We start from the raw sequence: 16,728 nt of genomic DNA, 5'->3' as shown, positions 1-16,728 counted from the left end.
AGTAATAATACATAAGTAACAAAGTAATGTCAACACAGATTTCAACATACACTTAAAGATCAGAGATTCCATAAATAAAGATTGATATAGGTATAAAGTCATAGTAATATATAACTAATAAATTTAAAATTTCACTATATTTCGATACAAAGGACTGGTTTCTATGGAAATACATACTTCTAATTGCCCAAAATGCGGTTCCGTTTTTCGTCAAAACCTTAGAAACCTGTGTAGTTCTTGTATTCAGGAAGAAAATATATTCTTGGACCGCTGTTCTAACTATCTATGGAAGCATCCTTCTACTCATACTCGCCAGCTCAGTGACGTAACCGGCACACCTATAGAATTGCTCACAGATTGGGTAAGAGCAGGCAAGTTTCCCTCCACATACAGTCAGCTTGATTATCCTTGTGAATCCTGCCGTTCCCCCATTTATGCAGGAAGACTTTGCCATTCCTGCTTGGGTACATTCCGTTCGGCCGCGCTGGATATTCAAACCCGTGTGCCCCGCCGTGCAACAGCAGGATTATTCTCAGTTGCAGGGCGCGTCAAAGGCTATTAAGCCGTGCTGCCTATGTAGATCATTTCTGTAAAATGGATAAGTAGCCCTATACACAAAATAAAAAAACAGCCTTTTTCCTAGGAAAAGGCTGTTTTGCTATGAGAAACGCTTATTTAGTTTGGTGCTCATCTAATCCATTCCTCAGCCCAAAATTGAATCTGTTCCATAACCGGCTGAAGTGCACGGCCTTTGGTTGTTAGCTCGTATTCAATACGGACAGGAGTTTCTGGATATACATGACGTGTAAGAATTCCTTCATTTTCCAAATCTTTCATCCGCTCTGATAACATTTTGTCACTCATTGTGGGAATCAGATTGGAAATATCCTTAAACCGCTTAGGACCGCTCATCATGGATTGAATAATTAATCCATTCCAACGCTTACCCAAACATGAAAAGGCGGTTTCAAAACGCGGACACATTTTTGTACATTGCGGTTGACTCTCCAAATTTTTCACCTTCTTTTGCATTTCGGTTTGATAAAGCTTTCCTTTTGTTAGTATATATCATTTTAGCATACTTTATCCCGAAAGAAAACACTTTCTTCTTAAATTAAATACCTGCGCTGATAAAGTTGCCATGACCAAAACTGATTATACAACAAACCAACACAGCAGGTATATGTCTAAATCGTTAAATCAAAAAGGCGGAATCCCTAGAGGTTCCGCCTTTCAATCTGTTCATTATACAGCTCATCAAAATGTGATGATTTTCATTATACCAACACTCCACCGAGAGGTCTTACAGGTTCACTTCTTCCATATATTGGTTTGTTAATATTTGTCGGAGAAGTCCAACGAATGCTGTTGGCGATAACTTTCAAAATATCAGGCTGGTAATAAGTCGGATAGGTCTCATGACCTGGGCGGAAATAGAATATCTTACCGCTACCTCGGCGGAAAGTACATCCGGTTCTAAATACTTCGCCGCCTTCAAAGTTACTAACAAATACCAATTCATCCGGCGCTGGAATATCAAAGAACTCGCCATACATCTCTTCCTGCTTCAACAAAATTTTGGCGTCTATGCCTTCTGCAATAGGATGTGACGGATTCACCGACCAAATAATCTCCTGTTCACCTGCCACCCTCCATTTCAGATCACAGCTAGTGCCCATTAGGGCTTTGAATGGCTTTGAAAAATGGCCCGAGTGCAGCACGATCAAGCCCATTCCTTCTTGCACTCTCTTTACAACACGCGCAGTAACTTCATCGCTCACCTGATCGTGGGCTTTATGCCCCCACCACAGCAGCACATCTGTGGAATTCAGGATCTCTTCTCCCAAACCATGCTCGGCATCATCACGCAGAGTAGCTGTTCGAATGCCAAATCCCTCTCCTGCCAGGCCGTCAGCCAACGCTTTGTGTATCCCGTCAGGATATATCTGTTTGGCTTCATCATTCAACTTTTCGTTCAAAAATTCATTCCAAATGGTGACGTTAATCATCAACATTTCCCCCTATTAGGTTAGACCCACCACATCTCGCTCAGCGGTTCTTCAATCAATACCTGGCGAAGATTGTGGACAGCCTTAGTAAAGCCTTCCTCCACGGACATCAGACCATCTTCATGCTCAATACTCACTACATAATCGTATCCCACCAGACGCAGAGCACTGATAATATCTGCCCAGGTTTTTACATCATGTCCATAACCCACAGTACGGAACTGCCAAGCGCGATCTAGCATTTTCGTATATTCCTGCATATCGGTAAGCCCATATTTATTTACATTGACCGGATCAATCGTCGTATCCTTGGCATGAAAATGGTGAATGGCTCCCTCTCGACCCAAAATTTGAACCGCCTGCACTGGGTCAATTCCCTGCCACCACATATGACTCGGATCCAGATTAGCACCAATGACCTCTCCCGCAGCTTCACGCAAACGAAGCAAGGTCGCTGGTGTATGAACGGAGAAGCCTCCGTGTAGCTCCAGCCCAATTTTAACATGATGATCTGCTGCAAATTTTCCCGTCTCAGTCCAGTAAGGAATAATTTTATTCTCCCACTGCCACTTCAACACTTCCTGAAAATCATTAGGCCACGGAGCCACAGGCCAGTTTGGATATTTCGCATCCTCATGATCACCCGGACAGCCAGAGAAAGTGTTCACAACTGGAACTTCCAGCTTTTCTGCCAATCGAACGGTTTTAAGAAACGTTTCATGATCAGCTTGGGCCAAATGCTTTTGCGGATGAAGAGGATTGCCGTGACAGCTAAGCGCACTAATCGTTAGTCCGCGGGACTCTACTGCCTTTTTAAAATTTTTGAGCGCTGTATCATTCTCCAGCAACTCATCCGGCTTACAATGCTTATCTCCTGGGTTGCCGCCTGTACCGATTTCTACAGCATCCAATCCTTGAGAAGCCACATAATCCAGTGCCTCCTCCAGCGAACGTCCGCCAAACAACACCATAAATACTCCAAGTTTCAAAAGAAATCCCTCCCTGTATCATATGTGAAAAAAGCTGCTTTCATTATAATGATGGTCTATTCGGGATAATTACGTGCTTAGTCAAAATAGACAGCTTTCCCGGTACGGGCCGATTCATAGATAGCTTCCAAAATTTCAGTAACAACCAGTGCCTGTTCCGGCTTCACAAGAGGTTCTTTGTCGTCCAGAATAGATTCGATCCACAGACGGGCTTCGCGGTCTGCTTCATTTTCCGTTTCTCCAGAGTAAAAGGCAACGCCGCCTGCATCCAGATCTATTTTCGTATCAAACAAGCGGCTGTTCTTTTCCCCGTTAATGCGCAATCCATCCTGCATATCGGCTCCGCCTTCGGTTCCGCATAACAGCGTCTTCGCTTCGCCAAACTCTACGACGTTCAATGCCCAGCTGGATTCCAGTACAATCGTAGCTCCATTTTGCATCGTAATAAAACCAAAAGCTGAGTCCTCTACCTTAAATTCCTCAGGATTCCAAGGCCCAAAGGCATTTGCCGCATCTTTACGATCCCCTAGCTTATGGAAGGTTGAACCTAGTACACTTTTAGGCTTGTAATTATCCATCAGCCAGAGTGTCAGGTCGAGTGCATGCGTGCCAATATCAATAAGAGGACCACCGCCCTGCTTCTCTTCATCCAAGAATACTCCCCAAGTCGGAACCGCGCGACGGCGTAGAGCAATGGCTTTGCCCAGATAAATGTCTCCAAGCTCCCCTTGCTCAACCATTTGCTTCAGATACAAACTGTCATCACGATATCGGTTTTGATACGCAATAGACAGCTTCTTACCTGTACGGTTGGCTGCATCGAGCATCTCCCGTGCTTGCTCAGCAGTTTTAGCCATCGGCTTTTCACACAGCACATGCTTACCTGCCTCAAGCGCCGCTACGGTAATTTCTGAGTGCGAGTCATTGGGTGTACACACATGTACGACTTCAATGTCTTTATTTTCTAGCAACTGACGGTAATCACTATAAACTTGCGACCCTTCAACTCCAAACTTTTCTGCTGCCTCTTCAGCGCGCTCCTGAATGATGTCACAGAATGCAACGATTTCTGCACGCTTCTGCTTGGCAAGACTCGGCAAGTGTTTGCCGTTGGCAATGCCTCCACAACCAATAATCCCGATTTTGAGTGTTTTAGACATGAATATTTCCTCCCTGAGCTGCGTATTGTTGGAGCCATTTAATGCTGGTTTCAATGCTTTCGATTGGAGGGTTTGAGCAGAAATCCTGTTCCACGACGACCCAATCCACACCTGCCTGAATAGCGGCGTCTGTAATGGCCTGAAGCTGCACTTCGCCTTTGCCAAGCTCTACAGTCACTGCTTTTTGTTGCTCGTCACGTGCCATATCCTTTAAGTGAATGATAGGCAGGCGTCCATTATAACGTCCGATGTATTCCACTGGATCATAGCCCCCATAGTATACCCAACAAGTATCCATTTCGACCTGTAACAAATCATCGGAAACCGCATCATATAAAGCATCGAATACCGGGCGATCATTGATTTTTTCTGTCAATTCAAAATCATGATTATGATAAGCCAGTATCAAGCCCTGTTCTTTCACTTTTTCACCAATACGATTCAAATTAGCAAAAATTTCATCCCACTGTCGCTGTTCTTCGGTTAAATAAGGAACGATTAGGTACTTATTGCCCAATTCTTTGTGGTATGCAATCTCCTCATCCAAATGATCCAACAAACGAGAATATTGTATATGAGTTCCGACAACTTCCAGATTCAGCTCATCCAAAAGCGCTCTGACATCCTTGGCATTGCGTCCGAAAAAGGTATGAAATTCTACCCCTTTATAGCCAAGCTCAGCTACCTTGCGCAATGTACCTTCAAAATCCTGTTCAAGCTCTTCCCTTACTGTGTACAATTGCAATCCTACTTTAGCCATTACCCTTCACCTCTTTAATTAGGATGAATTTTCCATTATATCTGTTCCATAATACAAATCCTCGTCCGGCTTGAACGTGCTTTCCATCGTAATGTGATTGCCTTCCAATGATGAGCGCTGAAAAGCATGCATGGCTTCTAACACATGGTAGGCCAGCTCAGCATTAGCACGATGGTCCGTGAATTTCAATGCGCCAAAGGCTTTTCACTGTACACATGCTTGCCTGCCTCTAGTATCGCCACATCTGTCAGTGCATGGCTGCCAGGCACGGTCAGATTAAATACAAGCTCAATCTCAGGCTGACGAAGCAATTCATCCACCTTGTATACGTTTTCAATGTTGAATTCATCGGCCCTCTCCTTGGCCCTCTCATCTAGTAAATCAGCGACGGCCACTACTTCAATAAGTGGGCTCTTTTGGAGATTTTCAAGATATACCGAGCTAATAGTACCGCATCCGATAATCCCGGCCTTCATTCGTTCCACGTCGTCACACTCCTTGGCCTCCAACATGTACTTTCTCATCTAACATGTAAGCTTTACAGTTCACATAGTATTCTATTTCTGTTTCGTTTAAAATGAATAATATGATTAAAACATGAACAATCTGGTCAATATTTGAAACAGCCATATGCCCAAAGGAGTCATCATCATGTCTATCGTCGAGCCTTGTCAGGTTCTTACCGCAGGCTATTCCTTCCATCGAAAGCCCTTTTATTCGAACCAGCCTGATGGGATTAAAAATTATTTATTCCGTTTGCAAACAGATGGACGCTGCCAGGCCCGCATTAACGGGGAAATGACACGGATTGAAGCGGGTGATCTACTGCTATTCAATCCTACCGAGCCTTATGAACTGGATATTCATAGTGAGTTGAATCCCATGGGAGATCTGGTCGTGGAAAGTGGAGATTATCACATTTTTTTCGGTGGTTCCTGGGTAGATGAGTGGTGGAACCATCATAAACGACCCAACAGAATTAAGGTTCAGCTCACAGAAGCCCTGCTTGGCCTATTTCGTCAGCTTGTGATGGAGCAACGACGTATTTCTAATCCTTATCCGGAAATATCAAGCTATTATATGCGCATTTTATGTTTGGAGTTTGACCGTATGCTATCCGATCATCCTATCGCTACCCATCATAACTATCTTGCTTATCAGATTAAAAATTATATTGAAGAAAATGCATCCTCTAACTTCAAGCTAGATGACGTGTCTTCACACGTAGGTATCAGCGTATCCCGAGCAGTACATCTGTTTAAGGAAACATTCGATACGAGCATTATGCAGTACACGCTGGACATCAGGCTTAACATGGCGAGAGAACGAATCATTTTCAGTCCCATGTCACTGGAACAAGCCGCCGAATCGTCAGGATTTGCAAATTACACGTATTTTCATCGTGTATTTCGTTCCCGCTTCGGTATGTCGCCCAAAGAATTCAGGGTGATTCACCGCGAGCAACTGTAGGTAAAAGAGAGCGTTCACCTGAACGCTCTCTTTGTCATAACCAATAATAATGAAATTCTGCTTACATACCACAACCCAGCTTTTTTACGGAGCAATTGTCAGCATCACTACCGACATTGGTGGCAGTGTAACATCCAAATGCTGACCTTGCAGCTGATAGGATGTGAAAGCTTCCTTTTTCACACGCTCTGGCTGATCAAACGTATTATGTGCCTGCATATCGTCGCTGGCAAGAACAACACCGCTGATCTTTTTAACCTCTTCCAGTCCTCTTAGCTCCAAATTCAAGTTTGCCGACTCGCCCGGATGGACGTTGCAAAAGCTAATATGAATATTGTCATCCTGCGCCTTGGAGGCGGACACGCTTACTTGTGGGATGGAATCCCCATCATATTCATAATCGCCCACCTTTACATGAACAGCCAGTGCTTGTGCATCCTGATGCACCTTAAACATTTCAAATATATGGTATGTCGGCGTCAACAGCATAGCAGGGCCTTCGGTCAGAATCATGGCCTGTAAAACATTGACCATTTGAGCGATATTCGTCATCTGTACTCGGTCATGGTGATTATGGAAAATGTGTAGGTGCAGCCCAGCTACCAGCGCATCGCGCATCGTGTTTTGCTGATACAGGAAGCCAGGATTGGTCCCCGGCTCAGTCAGGAACCAGGTTCCCCATTCATCGACGATCAGTCCGACCCTTTTGTCAGGATCATATTGGTCCATAATGGCTGAATGACGAGTAATCAATTCATCCATATGCAATGATTTTTTCATCGTCTCGAACCATTCCGCTTCATCAAAGCCGAGTGCTTGCCGTTTCCCTTCCCAGTTTCCCGGGATCGTATAGTTATGCAGGCTCAAACCGTCCATAAGATGCCCAGCTTCACGCATTAACACTTCGGTCCAACGATAATCATCCACATTCGCCCCCCCTGCAATCCGATAAATGCGGTTCTCGCCATAGTTACGGACATATGTCTGATAGCGGCGATACAGGTCGGCATAATATTCTGGGCGCATGTTACCGCCACAACCCCAGTTTTCGTTACCCACTCCAAAATATTTGAGCTTCCATGGTTTCTCACGACCGTTTTCCTGACGCCATGCAGCCATAGGGGACTCTCCATCGAAGGTCATGTACTCTACCCACTCCGACATTTCCTGAACTGTACCACTGCCGACATTTCCACAAATATAAGGCTCTGCATCTAACAGTTCGCACAATTGAAAAAACTCATGTGTGCCAAAATGATTATTTTCAACCACACCGCCCCAATGCGTATTTACCATTCTCTTACGGTTTTCTTTTGGTCCGATACCATCTTTCCAATGATATTCATCGGCAAAACAGCCTCCCGGCCAGCGCAATACAGGAATGTTCAGCTTTTTCAGGGCTTCCACTACATCATTTCGAATTCCGTTTGTGTTTGGAATCGGTGAGTCCTCTCCAACCCATATGCCTTCATAAATGCAACGTCCAAGATGCTCAGCAAATTGTCCATAAATATTTTTATTAATAATGCCTTGTTTCCAATCGGTATTAACAACAATAGAACCCTTCACAACAAACCCTCCCCAAAATATTAAGATTGTTGGAACACCCTTACGAATGTTTGCGCTTTCATTTTTGGTCTAAATATCACTCATACCACCGATCTTCTTCCGATCTTAATTTTTACGCAACATCACATCTAGAAAATATTAATATAAATATTAATAATTAAATAGAAACATTTCACGTGTTTAATATATTTTATTGCCTACTTTTTGTCAATCGTTAAGAAAAGGTCCAATCAAACCAAAAAGCCTGCCATTAGGGCAGACCAAGGTATGACTACTTTAACCCGTAATCCAAGTTCAGCCGAGCCTGAGCATTGTATCTTTTAGGCTGTTCCTATCCAGCGTGAACCATGGTAACTGGGACAATTTTGAGCTGCCGCCAAAGCACGTACACGAACAATACTTCCGCTGATGCCACATGTATGCCCGGACATTAACTCTTCACATTGTGAGCAGGCCAACAGTCTGGCTTCGTACACTTCATCGTTTACACATTCCATTTTGGGTCTCATGTTGGTTAGAATTCTGGTAATTTGCTCTTCCGATATCGAGATATCTCTTTCACAGCCTTTACAGGTACTTGGCATAGGTATATCTTCCATCGTAAGCTTACCCTCCCCATCAACAATGTCTTAAGTAAATACAGTGAGTCCATGATGCCATAAATGATAACAGTATATTGTTTATTCTGGCTAGCCCTATTTCCGTTCCGACGAAAGGCTGGCAGCCGCCTCAGATACGACCATCGCCAAGTCCTCATTTCCGAACATGGACAGTACCCCTAATACCGTATCCAGCGGAATATCACCCGCTTCTTCACGCGATACAGTCAACTTGCGTACTCGTAGCAGACGCTCGTTACTATCCTGATGCGGATACGCTACACGATATAATTCCTCTGGCTCCAACCCGTGATTGATACACCATTGCGCAAATACAAGGATCATCATATCTTCTTCTTGCTTATAATTTTCAATGATGGCTTCTTCTAGCTGTTTACCACGGTTATCTTCTTCCATTCATTCATTTCTCCTTCAACCTAATTCTTGATGTCTGTCTGGACTGTTAAGATCACGTTCGGACGTTCCATATTAAACACTCAAACGGCTGATCAGTTCGTCAGCCAGCATATGGCTTTCCAATACTTTTCCAGCCCGTACAGCACACTCCTCCGGACGATGAATATGCTCCAGAAAATGATTCACGACTCCGGTGAATCCCCGTCTTTCCAAAATCGTATCCCAGCTTCCAAATGTTTGCGTTAGTGGTGAATGATTTTTTTGCATAAAAACAGCCTGTTCCATATTTATTACTTCAACAGACCGTCCTGCCCCGTGAAGCTCCAGCTTCTCTATGTCAGCCCCTGCCTGTCTACTCATACTGTAGCTTCCGGTAGCATTCCCCAAACGTACGGTCCCGAACGCAGCATCCATATATCCATCACTCGTCGTATTCATACTACTATGCAGCAGCTCATAATCATCGCCACCCAACCACAAAAGCAAATCAAGCATGTGAATTAAATCATCATAAACCGTCTGTGCCGCCGGTCTTCGATCATATCCAGTACGGTGTTTAATGGCCGCACATTGACTGAATCCACCTGCTTCCTCTAACCATGCTTTAGCAGCTACATAATGCGGGGCAAAACGTCGATTAAAGCCTACCGCCAGCAGCACGGCCTGCGCTTCCGCAAAAGCGGTCATTTCCAGATTCTGACGAACATCATAGGACAACGGTTTATCCACATACACAGCAATCCCTTTTTCAATACACGCCATAACTAGATCAAAATGAGCTTCGGTCGCGGCATGTATAAATACAGCTTCCGGTTCCCATGCTAGCATCTCCTTCACATCAGTCGTTCCTCTTGGCAACCTATATTGCTCCATAATGGAACTCACCGGCTCCTGTGAACGGTTCATGACACCTACAATGTCTACACCTTGGTGTGCTGCCAGTAACGGTAAGTATACTTTTCGAGCAATACCACCCAGTCCTGCAATAGCTACCCTTGTCTTCGTTTGCTTGTCCATTTCGCTCCCACCTTTAATCACTCATTCATCTGTTGTCTAGTTTACATGGAAGTCTGCTGACAAGCAAAGAAAAGAGACTGCTCCGGGTCCAGTTGGACCTAACAGAACAGCCTCTACGGCATGAATGTTCAGCTTCAGCTAAGTTTACTTAATGTAAGTTAGCTTAGGCGTGCTGCGCTTGCTTTCTTGTTTTTTCACTTTTAATTTTTTTAACACGCATCCCAATGGCTACAACCAGAACCACAACCAGAACCTCAAAGCCGTATTTAATGACCCCGTTCATAAACCAGTGTGCAATCAGCGGTTCCGCCACCACCATTTTGGCGGCAGTGTAAGCCAGTACAGCAGCACCAATCGTAATAACTACTGGGTAACGTTCAGTCAGCTTCAAGATAATCGTACTTCCCCACACCATGATTGGAACGGAGATTGCCAGACCCAGTATAACAAGCAGCATGTTTCCATGAGCTGCTCCCGCAACAGCAAGTACATTGTCGAGGCCCATCATCGTATCCGCGATAATAATCGTGCGGATCGCTGCCCACATTTGATTCGTAGCTGAAATTTCATGTTTTTTCTCTTCGACCAGCAGCTTATAGGCAATATAGATAAGTGCGAGTCCCCCAATCAAACGCAATCCATAAATTTGCAATAAATACGTGACCAGCACTGTAGCAATCACACGAATGATGACCGCTCCGACCGTCCCCCAAATAATGACCTTCTTTTGATTGGCCTTATCAACATTGCGAGCCGCCAAACCGATTACGATGGCATTGTCACCAGCTAGCACCAGATCAATGATAATGATGGATACTAATGCGGTTAAAAACTCAATTGACAAAAAATCCATACGTTTCTCCCACCTTTTTTATTTATTTGTTATACTGTACATAGTTCAGCGCTTTATACTAAAAAAGCGCCATTTCACGGAATCCGGAAACGGCGCTTGACCCAAATTTGGCATCAAAAAAAGACCATTTACCCGGATTCCTAAAATCCTGGCAAAGGTCTCGCTTACAACATTACGTTGCCAATAAAGCCGGGGATTAAAAATCCCGTAATGACGACTTTACTCGTTGAGCTACTCCCCTTTGGGAACTATTCTATTAGTGGCAGTATAGCACACATTATTGGGAATGTGAACCCTATTTTTTTCTGTATAAGCGATAAGCCGAACAGGGATATTGAAAGAGGTATGTAAATGAAAAAATGGCTACTCGTCGCGGCTTATGTTTCGCTGCTTTGCATCGCGTTTATCTACAGATATGATTGGCTCGCCTGGGCGGACAAGCAAACCTCCTTTCCAGTTCTGCTACTGCTCGCATTTTTATTCGCGTTAATACCGTTTGTGCCGTACAAGCTGATTATCGCTTCTATTGCTTATGCCGCAGGCCCCTGGCAAGGTGCTCTGATCTGCTGGCTGGGCACTACCTTGGCTGCGCTGGTCGTTTATAGTGCCGTACGTACCCTGTTCCGTGACAAAGGACGTGCCTATTTGGAGCGGGTTCCCGCATTGGAGCGCTTCAATCGGGTCATGGAGAGGGAGCCTTTTGCTGCTGTGCTGCTGGCTCGCCTGATTCCGGTCATCCCCCAGGCAGCGGTAAATGTATACGCTGGAGTAGCAGGGTTTCCGTTCTGGAGCTTTATCCTAGGTACAGCTATTGGCAAGCTTCCCGCAATTGCGGTGTATGCTTATGCAGGCGGCACCTTTGCAGAACATCCAATCACCGGTTTGCTCATTTTGGTGCTATATACTGCACTGGTGGGCGGCGGCTTTATACTCTACCGAAAAAGGCTTCAACGCGCCAATAGAATATAATGCGATAGTTTGCCACCGTCTCTGTAGGATGTTTCGTTGCGATTTTTGAGGACAGAGCCAGTTACACTGCTGTTTGGTTTCTGACGTTTCGTTGGATTTTGCAAAAATCTCGTATATAATTTAATTGTAAGCTATTTAAATAACAACTAATTAAACATTCTCAGATTGGAGTGACAAATATGAGCACCAACAATCCACACACAGTAGAAAAAGCAACTTTTGCAGGTGGCTGCTTCTGGTGCATGGTTTCCCCTTTTGAGGAATTACCCGGTATTTTGAAGGTTAGATCTGGATACACAGGGGGACATACCGAAAATCCTACCTATGAAGAGGTGTGTTCTGAAACAACGGGGCATGTGGAAGCCGTACAGATTACATTTGACCCACAAGTTTTCCCGTATGAAAAACTGTTGGAGCTATTCTGGCAGCAGATTGATCCGACGGATGAAGGTGGACAATTCCACGATAGGGGTTCATCCTACCAAACGGCTATTTTCTATCATAATGAAGAGCAACGAATCAAGGCAGAAGCGTCTAAAGAAGCTTTGGCTCAAAGTGGCCGCTTCGACAAGCCCATTGCTACACCGATCCTGCCTGCGGCCACTTTTTATGAAGCAGAAGAATATCATCAGGACTATCATAAGAAGAACCCCGCTCATTACAAGCGCTACCGCAAAGGTTCGGGACGTGAAGATTTTATCGAGCAAAATTGGTCCGGCAAGATTGATAAATCCGATCTTAAAGATCGGCTGACGCCTATTCAATACGAAGTAACACAAAAAAACGCGACCGAGCGCCCTTTTCAAAATGAGTTTTGGGATCATGAGGGTGAAGGCATTTACGTGGATATCGTATCAGGAGAGCCTTTGTTCAGTTCATTGGACAAATATGACGCAGGTTGCGGTTGGCCCAGCTTTACCCGTCCGTTGCGCAGCTACAATGTCAAAGAAAAAACTGATCTCAGCCATTTTATGATCCGTACCGAGGTGCGAAGTCGTGAAGCTGACTCCCATTTAGGGCATGTATTCGATGATGGTCCTGGTCCAGATGGTTTGCGTTATTGCATAAATTCCGCCGCGCTCCGCTTTGTGCCTCAAGAAGACTTGGAACGTGAAGGATACGGAGCATATAAGTCATTATTTGAACAGTAAATAGCCATGAAATCATTGGGGCTGACCCGCGATCTATCTTTAATAGATGATCACGGGCCAGCCTTTTTTGGGATGTGGCAGCACATCATTACGTAAGCTAGCCATTTAACTCATTACCCATCCAAGCCAAATGGCTAGCGGTACTAGCAATAGCTGGGCTAATAAAGTACCTGCCAAGCGCGAGATGATCATCCAGCCGTACATGCTGTTCATCCGAGTTAAGGGTAGCTCCCCTCGTAGCGTTTTCTCCGACAGAACCGCCAATCTTGGATCAATTAACAAGGTTAATAATACCGTTGCGACGCCATTGATTAGACCTGACGACATTGACATTGCTGTACCTTGAGCAGGCCACAGGAATGATGCATATAAAGCAGATACTACTCCTGTTGTATAAATCGCAGTGACAGCTATATTCAGAATAATTAGACGCTTAGGTATCGCTCCACTAATCAGTGAAGTAAGCATTGACCAGGTGGGGCGCTTTATGTAGTAGCCTGCATGTTTCCAGCGACTTCGCAGCATTAAATGACGCACCAAAGCCGGAATAGATCCGGTATGCTCCAAATGCACAATCCATCTGGCTGACATGCGTACCACTGTTGGATACAGTAATATAGCAAGCATGGTTCCAACGGTTGCTGCCAGCAGTACCCCATGCATATATAGTTCCAGTCTAATATCCGTTCCGCCCACTTGTGTTGCAGCTTTAGCCTGATCGACCATCCCTCCAAGTAAAGGCCCCTGCGCCATGTTAGAGGTGCGTGAAACCAACAGCAGCATCCCCGCAACGGTTAACGCCAATCCAATCCGACGCGCTCGCAAACCACCAAGTCGAAGAGCATAGGACAAGCTATCTGTAGTATGAATGATGATAGTCAGCAAAAAAACAAAACCCCAGGCAAGCAAATGCTTCACTCCTTTTTCTGGTATTCTGCACACCATTATACGCTTTTTCTCAAGATACATTTTACAATATATTCATTTCTTTGATTTCCGTTTGTTTAAGCCGACAACGGGTAATAAACATAATACATCATCTGTTATAAGGAGTGTGCAACTATGCCTTGGAACAAACATGATTACCCTCCATCCATGAAAAACCTGGAGCCTCGTGTGCGAGAAAAAGCCGTCGATATTGCTAACGCCCTACTCCGTGACGGCTATGAAGAAGGGCGCTCGATTGCGATTGCCACTTCCCAAGCCGAGGAATGGAACGATAATCATCCAGCCGAGCAAGATGAGAAACCGACAAAACATGAAAAACAGCATTCAAGCGAAAATCTGCACAACCATCATCCCGCTTCTTCCGATGCAAAGGAACCCATTCATGTGGTGCCGCACGAGGATCACTGGGCAATCAAAGAAGAGGGACACAACCAGCCCATTTCAACCTTTAAACACAAAAATGAGGCGATTGACGAAGCTCAAAGTTTTGTAGAACGCCAACAGATTTCTGCAATTATTCATGACCGGAATGGACGCATTCATTCAACTTTAAAGCCTTCCTGATAGAAGCTGAATACAGCGAAAGGGTGTTACGTAAGAAGATTTCTCTCCTGACGTAACACCCTTTCCTTATTGACGAAGGCTGTGGACGACCGGCACTGTTTTGGCAACCACCTTTTTAGCGGGAATAGCCGCTGGCAGTACCTTTTTCACAGGTCGGTGCAGTTGGAACGTGGTCGTCCATGTAATTATTTTTCCGGCAAGCCACACAGCCAGTATTGTAAACATTGTTTCCTTCATAGGCAGATACAACAATGATAATCCCAGTACGATGATGTCACTGACAATAAACACGTTGCCGATTTTCCACCCGCGCCACTCACTGATCAGCAGAGATAAGATATCATCGCCCCCGGTTGCTCCACCGAATCGCAGTACGATTCCGGCTCCCAAACCTGTAAGCACCCCACAAAGTAGAGCAGCTATCAGCAGATTTCCATGTAGATCTATAACCAGAGTCGAATACTTCTCAAATCCTGCATAAAACAGTGAAAAAGCGACGGCTCCGATTAACGCAAGCAGCATAAATCTTCTGCCCTTCAGTACCCATGCCAGCAATATGACGGGAATATCAAGCAACAACATACTCCATGCTGGAGATATGCCAAATGCGTAATGTCCCAGCAGGGCCAAGCCTGCAAAGCCGCCTTCTGACAAATGATTTTGAGCATTAATGTGATAGTACGTAAAAGCTAAAATGCATGTTCCGAGCAACATGACAGCAATCTGTCTCAATGCTCCATTGTTCACGATAGATTCGTAAGTTTTCCTCATACAGGCTCCCTCGGTTTCTCGTAAGTTTGATGTGGATGAACCCACTCTTACGGAAGCTACCGGGTAAGATGTGCCTGGAGGACTTGGTCCTTCGCATGTACAATCCCCTCTTCCGCAGAGTTGGCTTTCGCAACTTGACGTTACTCCGCGGAAAAGCTAAGTATAAGACAGATCAAATCGTTTCCAAATCGTCCTTTGGGGAAGTATCCTTCGGGGACACATGGTATCCTGATCCTTTCTTTTGTGGAATAAAACTCCGACATTTCTGTGGTGCATATAATTCTATAATTTATTATACCACACCTTGTCACCTGCTAAACAGCTTGCTTTTTTGCTGCACCATATTTTATTTTATGTGTGAGCATGCTTTATTGTATGTGCGAATTAACGCATTATACCGAAGGTTTGGCGAATGCACATTTAATATAATAACCAAAGCGTATTTTATTTCTGTTTAGATTATTATTCACTTAATTTGGCGGTTCTACGCTGGTTGGCCATAAACACGCCTCCAAGTATAAGGACCAGCCCGGTCAGAACGTTCCAGCCGATATGTTCATTCAGGAGCAAAAAGCCCCATACGATGGCACTTACTGGTACAAAATACGTCACCGAAGAAGCAAATTCCGCACTCCCCCGCAAAATCATGTAGTTGAACAAAATATATGCTACTCCTGATCCCAAAACTCCCAGTCCTATAAGAGAACCCAATACACCTGGGTCAGAAACAATCGACAAATCAGGTCTCTCCACAATTGCCATCATAATGCCACCCCCTACCGCAGCACCAAACAGTGTCGAAAAAGTAGCCTGATACATGGAAAGATTGGAGAGAAAACGTTTGGAGAGCTGTGTTCCAAATCCGTAGCAGAGAGTCGCAAGCAGCATACATCCAAAACCCACAGGATCAACAGAAATAATAGATGCAGGATTAATACCCAATAAAATAATGATTCCTACAAAAGCGAGACCCATTCCTAACCACTGCATTCGATGAAAAATAGCCCCGAAAAAAACAAGCCCCACCAACATGGTCCATATTGGCGTGGTGGCATTCAATACAGAAGCCATGCTGCTAGCTATTCTGGTCTCGCTAAAACCGATCAGTGTCCATGGCAAAACCATGTTGACCAAAGCTACCAGAACAACCGATTTCCACGGAATGCTTTTGATTTCAAACGGCCTGCGCATAAGTAGCATTAATAAGACGATAAAAATAAATCCAAAGCTGGATCTGAGAAATACAATCGTCCACGGCCCTACTTGATGTAGCAACAACACCTTGATAAACATAAACGAACCGCCCCAAATGAGGCTCAACAATAATAAAGCTGCATATAACGAACGTGACAATATGTATACCTTCTTTCTCCACTTTCTTAAGTTAAATAGTAAAGGCTGACCGCAGCCAGAACGATCTCTCCTTTTATGTAAGTTTTTATCCAATAGCTTAACATAAACTCTGTTTGACTGTCATTGGCG

19 protein-coding genes and 1 pseudogene are annotated in these 16,728 nt (G+C 44.6%); 5 read left to right on the top strand and 15 right to left on the bottom strand.

Annotated elements, in window-relative coordinates:
• The first annotated feature begins 262 nt into the window (after positions 1–262).
• Positions 263–562: a hypothetical protein gene (locus tag MKX59_RS11080; protein ID WP_226887755.1), complete on the top strand. Its 300-nt coding sequence runs from the start codon at positions 263–265 to the stop codon at positions 560–562.
• Between the two features lie 125 nt (positions 563–687).
• Here the strand turns inward: MKX59_RS11080 and MKX59_RS11075 are convergent, their stop codons facing one another.
• From MKX59_RS11075 to MKX59_RS11045, 7 genes and pseudogenes are all read right to left on the bottom strand, one after another.
• The gene (locus MKX59_RS11075; protein ID WP_034095058.1) at positions 688–1,032 is read right to left on the bottom strand and encodes a winged helix-turn-helix transcriptional regulator; all 345 of its coding nucleotides are present in this window, start codon (positions 1,030–1,032) and stop codon (positions 688–690) included.
• A gap of 245 nt (positions 1,033–1,277) precedes the next feature.
• A complete protein-coding gene (locus MKX59_RS11070) occupies positions 1,278–2,009 on the bottom strand; it encodes a ThuA domain-containing protein (RefSeq protein ID WP_071558528.1) in 732 nt (243 codons plus the stop codon).
• A gap of 20 nt (positions 2,010–2,029) precedes the next feature.
• Positions 2,030–2,998, bottom strand: coding sequence for a sugar phosphate isomerase/epimerase family protein (locus MKX59_RS11065; protein WP_013310854.1), 969 nt, complete (start codon positions 2,996–2,998; stop codon positions 2,030–2,032).
• 77 nt (positions 2,999–3,075) lie between these two features.
• Entirely contained in the window at positions 3,076–4,158 is a 1,083-nt protein-coding gene (locus tag MKX59_RS11060; protein WP_071558527.1) for a Gfo/Idh/MocA family protein, read from the bottom strand.
• On the bottom strand, positions 4,151–4,918 hold the full coding sequence (locus MKX59_RS11055; RefSeq protein WP_013310856.1) for a sugar phosphate isomerase/epimerase family protein: 768 nt from the start codon (positions 4,916–4,918) through the stop codon (positions 4,151–4,153). The genes MKX59_RS11060 and MKX59_RS11055 overlap by 8 nt, the downstream gene beginning before the upstream one ends.
• Before the next feature lie 18 nt (positions 4,919–4,936).
• Positions 4,937–5,107: a hypothetical protein gene (locus tag MKX59_RS11050; protein WP_233903743.1), complete on the bottom strand. Its 171-nt coding sequence runs from the start codon at positions 5,105–5,107 to the stop codon at positions 4,937–4,939.
• A 2-nt stretch (positions 5,108–5,109) separates the two neighbouring features.
• Positions 5,110–5,403, bottom strand: a pseudogene (locus MKX59_RS11045) (Gfo/Idh/MocA family protein); the annotation flags it as partial.
• Between the two features lie 166 nt (positions 5,404–5,569).
• Between MKX59_RS11045 and MKX59_RS11040 the strand changes: the two are divergent.
• Positions 5,570–6,388, top strand: coding sequence for an AraC family transcriptional regulator (locus tag MKX59_RS11040; protein WP_023989280.1), 819 nt, complete (start codon positions 5,570–5,572; stop codon positions 6,386–6,388).
• A gap of 84 nt (positions 6,389–6,472) precedes the next feature.
• Here MKX59_RS11040 and MKX59_RS11035 read toward each other — a convergent pair whose 3' ends face one another.
• The 5 genes from MKX59_RS11035 to MKX59_RS11015 all read right to left on the bottom strand — a co-directional run bounded on the left by MKX59_RS11035 (position 6,473) and on the right by MKX59_RS11015 (position 10,843).
• Positions 6,473–7,957 (bottom strand): alpha-N-arabinofuranosidase, encoded by a 1,485-nt coding sequence (locus MKX59_RS11035; RefSeq protein ID WP_028540582.1) that lies wholly within the window; start codon positions 7,955–7,957, stop codon positions 6,473–6,475.
• Between the two features lie 320 nt (positions 7,958–8,277).
• Positions 8,278–8,556: a hypothetical protein gene (locus tag MKX59_RS11030; RefSeq protein WP_023989282.1), complete on the bottom strand. Its 279-nt coding sequence runs from the start codon at positions 8,554–8,556 to the stop codon at positions 8,278–8,280.
• 96 nt (positions 8,557–8,652) lie between these two features.
• The gene (locus tag MKX59_RS11025) at positions 8,653–8,973 is read right to left on the bottom strand and encodes a hypothetical protein (protein ID WP_023989283.1); all 321 of its coding nucleotides are present in this window, start codon (positions 8,971–8,973) and stop codon (positions 8,653–8,655) included.
• Between the two features lie 72 nt (positions 8,974–9,045).
• On the bottom strand, positions 9,046–9,990 hold the full coding sequence (locus tag MKX59_RS11020) for a Gfo/Idh/MocA family protein (protein WP_076159489.1): 945 nt from the start codon (positions 9,988–9,990) through the stop codon (positions 9,046–9,048).
• 163 nt (positions 9,991–10,153) lie between these two features.
• A complete protein-coding gene (locus tag MKX59_RS11015; RefSeq protein ID WP_023989285.1) occupies positions 10,154–10,843 on the bottom strand; it encodes a TerC family protein in 690 nt (229 codons plus the stop codon).
• 351 nt (positions 10,844–11,194) lie between these two features.
• Here MKX59_RS11015 and MKX59_RS11010 point away from each other — a divergent pair, with 351 nt between their 5' ends.
• Together MKX59_RS11010 and msrA are read left to right on the top strand one after the other, a co-directional pair.
• Positions 11,195–11,812: a TVP38/TMEM64 family protein gene (locus MKX59_RS11010; RefSeq protein WP_023989286.1), complete on the top strand. Its 618-nt coding sequence runs from the start codon at positions 11,195–11,197 to the stop codon at positions 11,810–11,812.
• Positions 11,813–11,991: 179 nt separating this feature from the next.
• Positions 11,992–12,963 (top strand): peptide-methionine (S)-S-oxide reductase MsrA, encoded by a 972-nt coding sequence (gene msrA, locus MKX59_RS11005; protein WP_076159486.1) that lies wholly within the window; start codon positions 11,992–11,994, stop codon positions 12,961–12,963.
• 105 nt (positions 12,964–13,068) lie between these two features.
• Here the strand turns inward: msrA and MKX59_RS11000 are convergent, their stop codons facing one another.
• Positions 13,069–13,872 carry a lipid II flippase Amj family protein gene (locus MKX59_RS11000; protein WP_069079998.1) on the bottom strand — a complete coding sequence of 268 codons (804 nt, stop codon included), beginning with the start codon at positions 13,870–13,872 and terminating at the stop codon, positions 13,069–13,071.
• Between the two features lie 153 nt (positions 13,873–14,025).
• Between MKX59_RS11000 and MKX59_RS10995 the strand changes: the two genes are divergently transcribed.
• Complete coding sequence (locus tag MKX59_RS10995) at positions 14,026–14,475, top strand: DUF2188 domain-containing protein (protein WP_071558523.1); 450 nt, start codon at positions 14,026–14,028, stop codon at positions 14,473–14,475.
• 66 nt (positions 14,476–14,541) lie between these two features.
• Here MKX59_RS10995 and MKX59_RS10990 read toward each other — a convergent pair whose 3' ends face one another.
• Both MKX59_RS10990 and MKX59_RS10985 read right to left on the bottom strand, forming a co-directional pair.
• Positions 14,542–15,246: a YitT family protein gene (locus tag MKX59_RS10990; protein ID WP_013310869.1), complete on the bottom strand. Its 705-nt coding sequence runs from the start codon at positions 15,244–15,246 to the stop codon at positions 14,542–14,544.
• Between the two features lie 462 nt (positions 15,247–15,708).
• Positions 15,709–16,599 (bottom strand): DMT family transporter, encoded by an 891-nt coding sequence (locus MKX59_RS10985; protein ID WP_069079999.1) that lies wholly within the window; start codon positions 16,597–16,599, stop codon positions 15,709–15,711.
• Between the last annotated feature and the right edge of the window lie 129 nt (positions 16,600–16,728).

Source organism: Paenibacillus sp. FSL R7-0340, assembly GCF_038002205.1.
Classification (GTDB): Bacteria; Bacillota; Bacilli; order Paenibacillales; family Paenibacillaceae; genus Paenibacillus; species Paenibacillus polymyxa_B.
The sequence above is the reverse complement of the archived record's forward strand: the minus strand, read 5'-3'. Positions and strand labels throughout refer to the sequence as shown.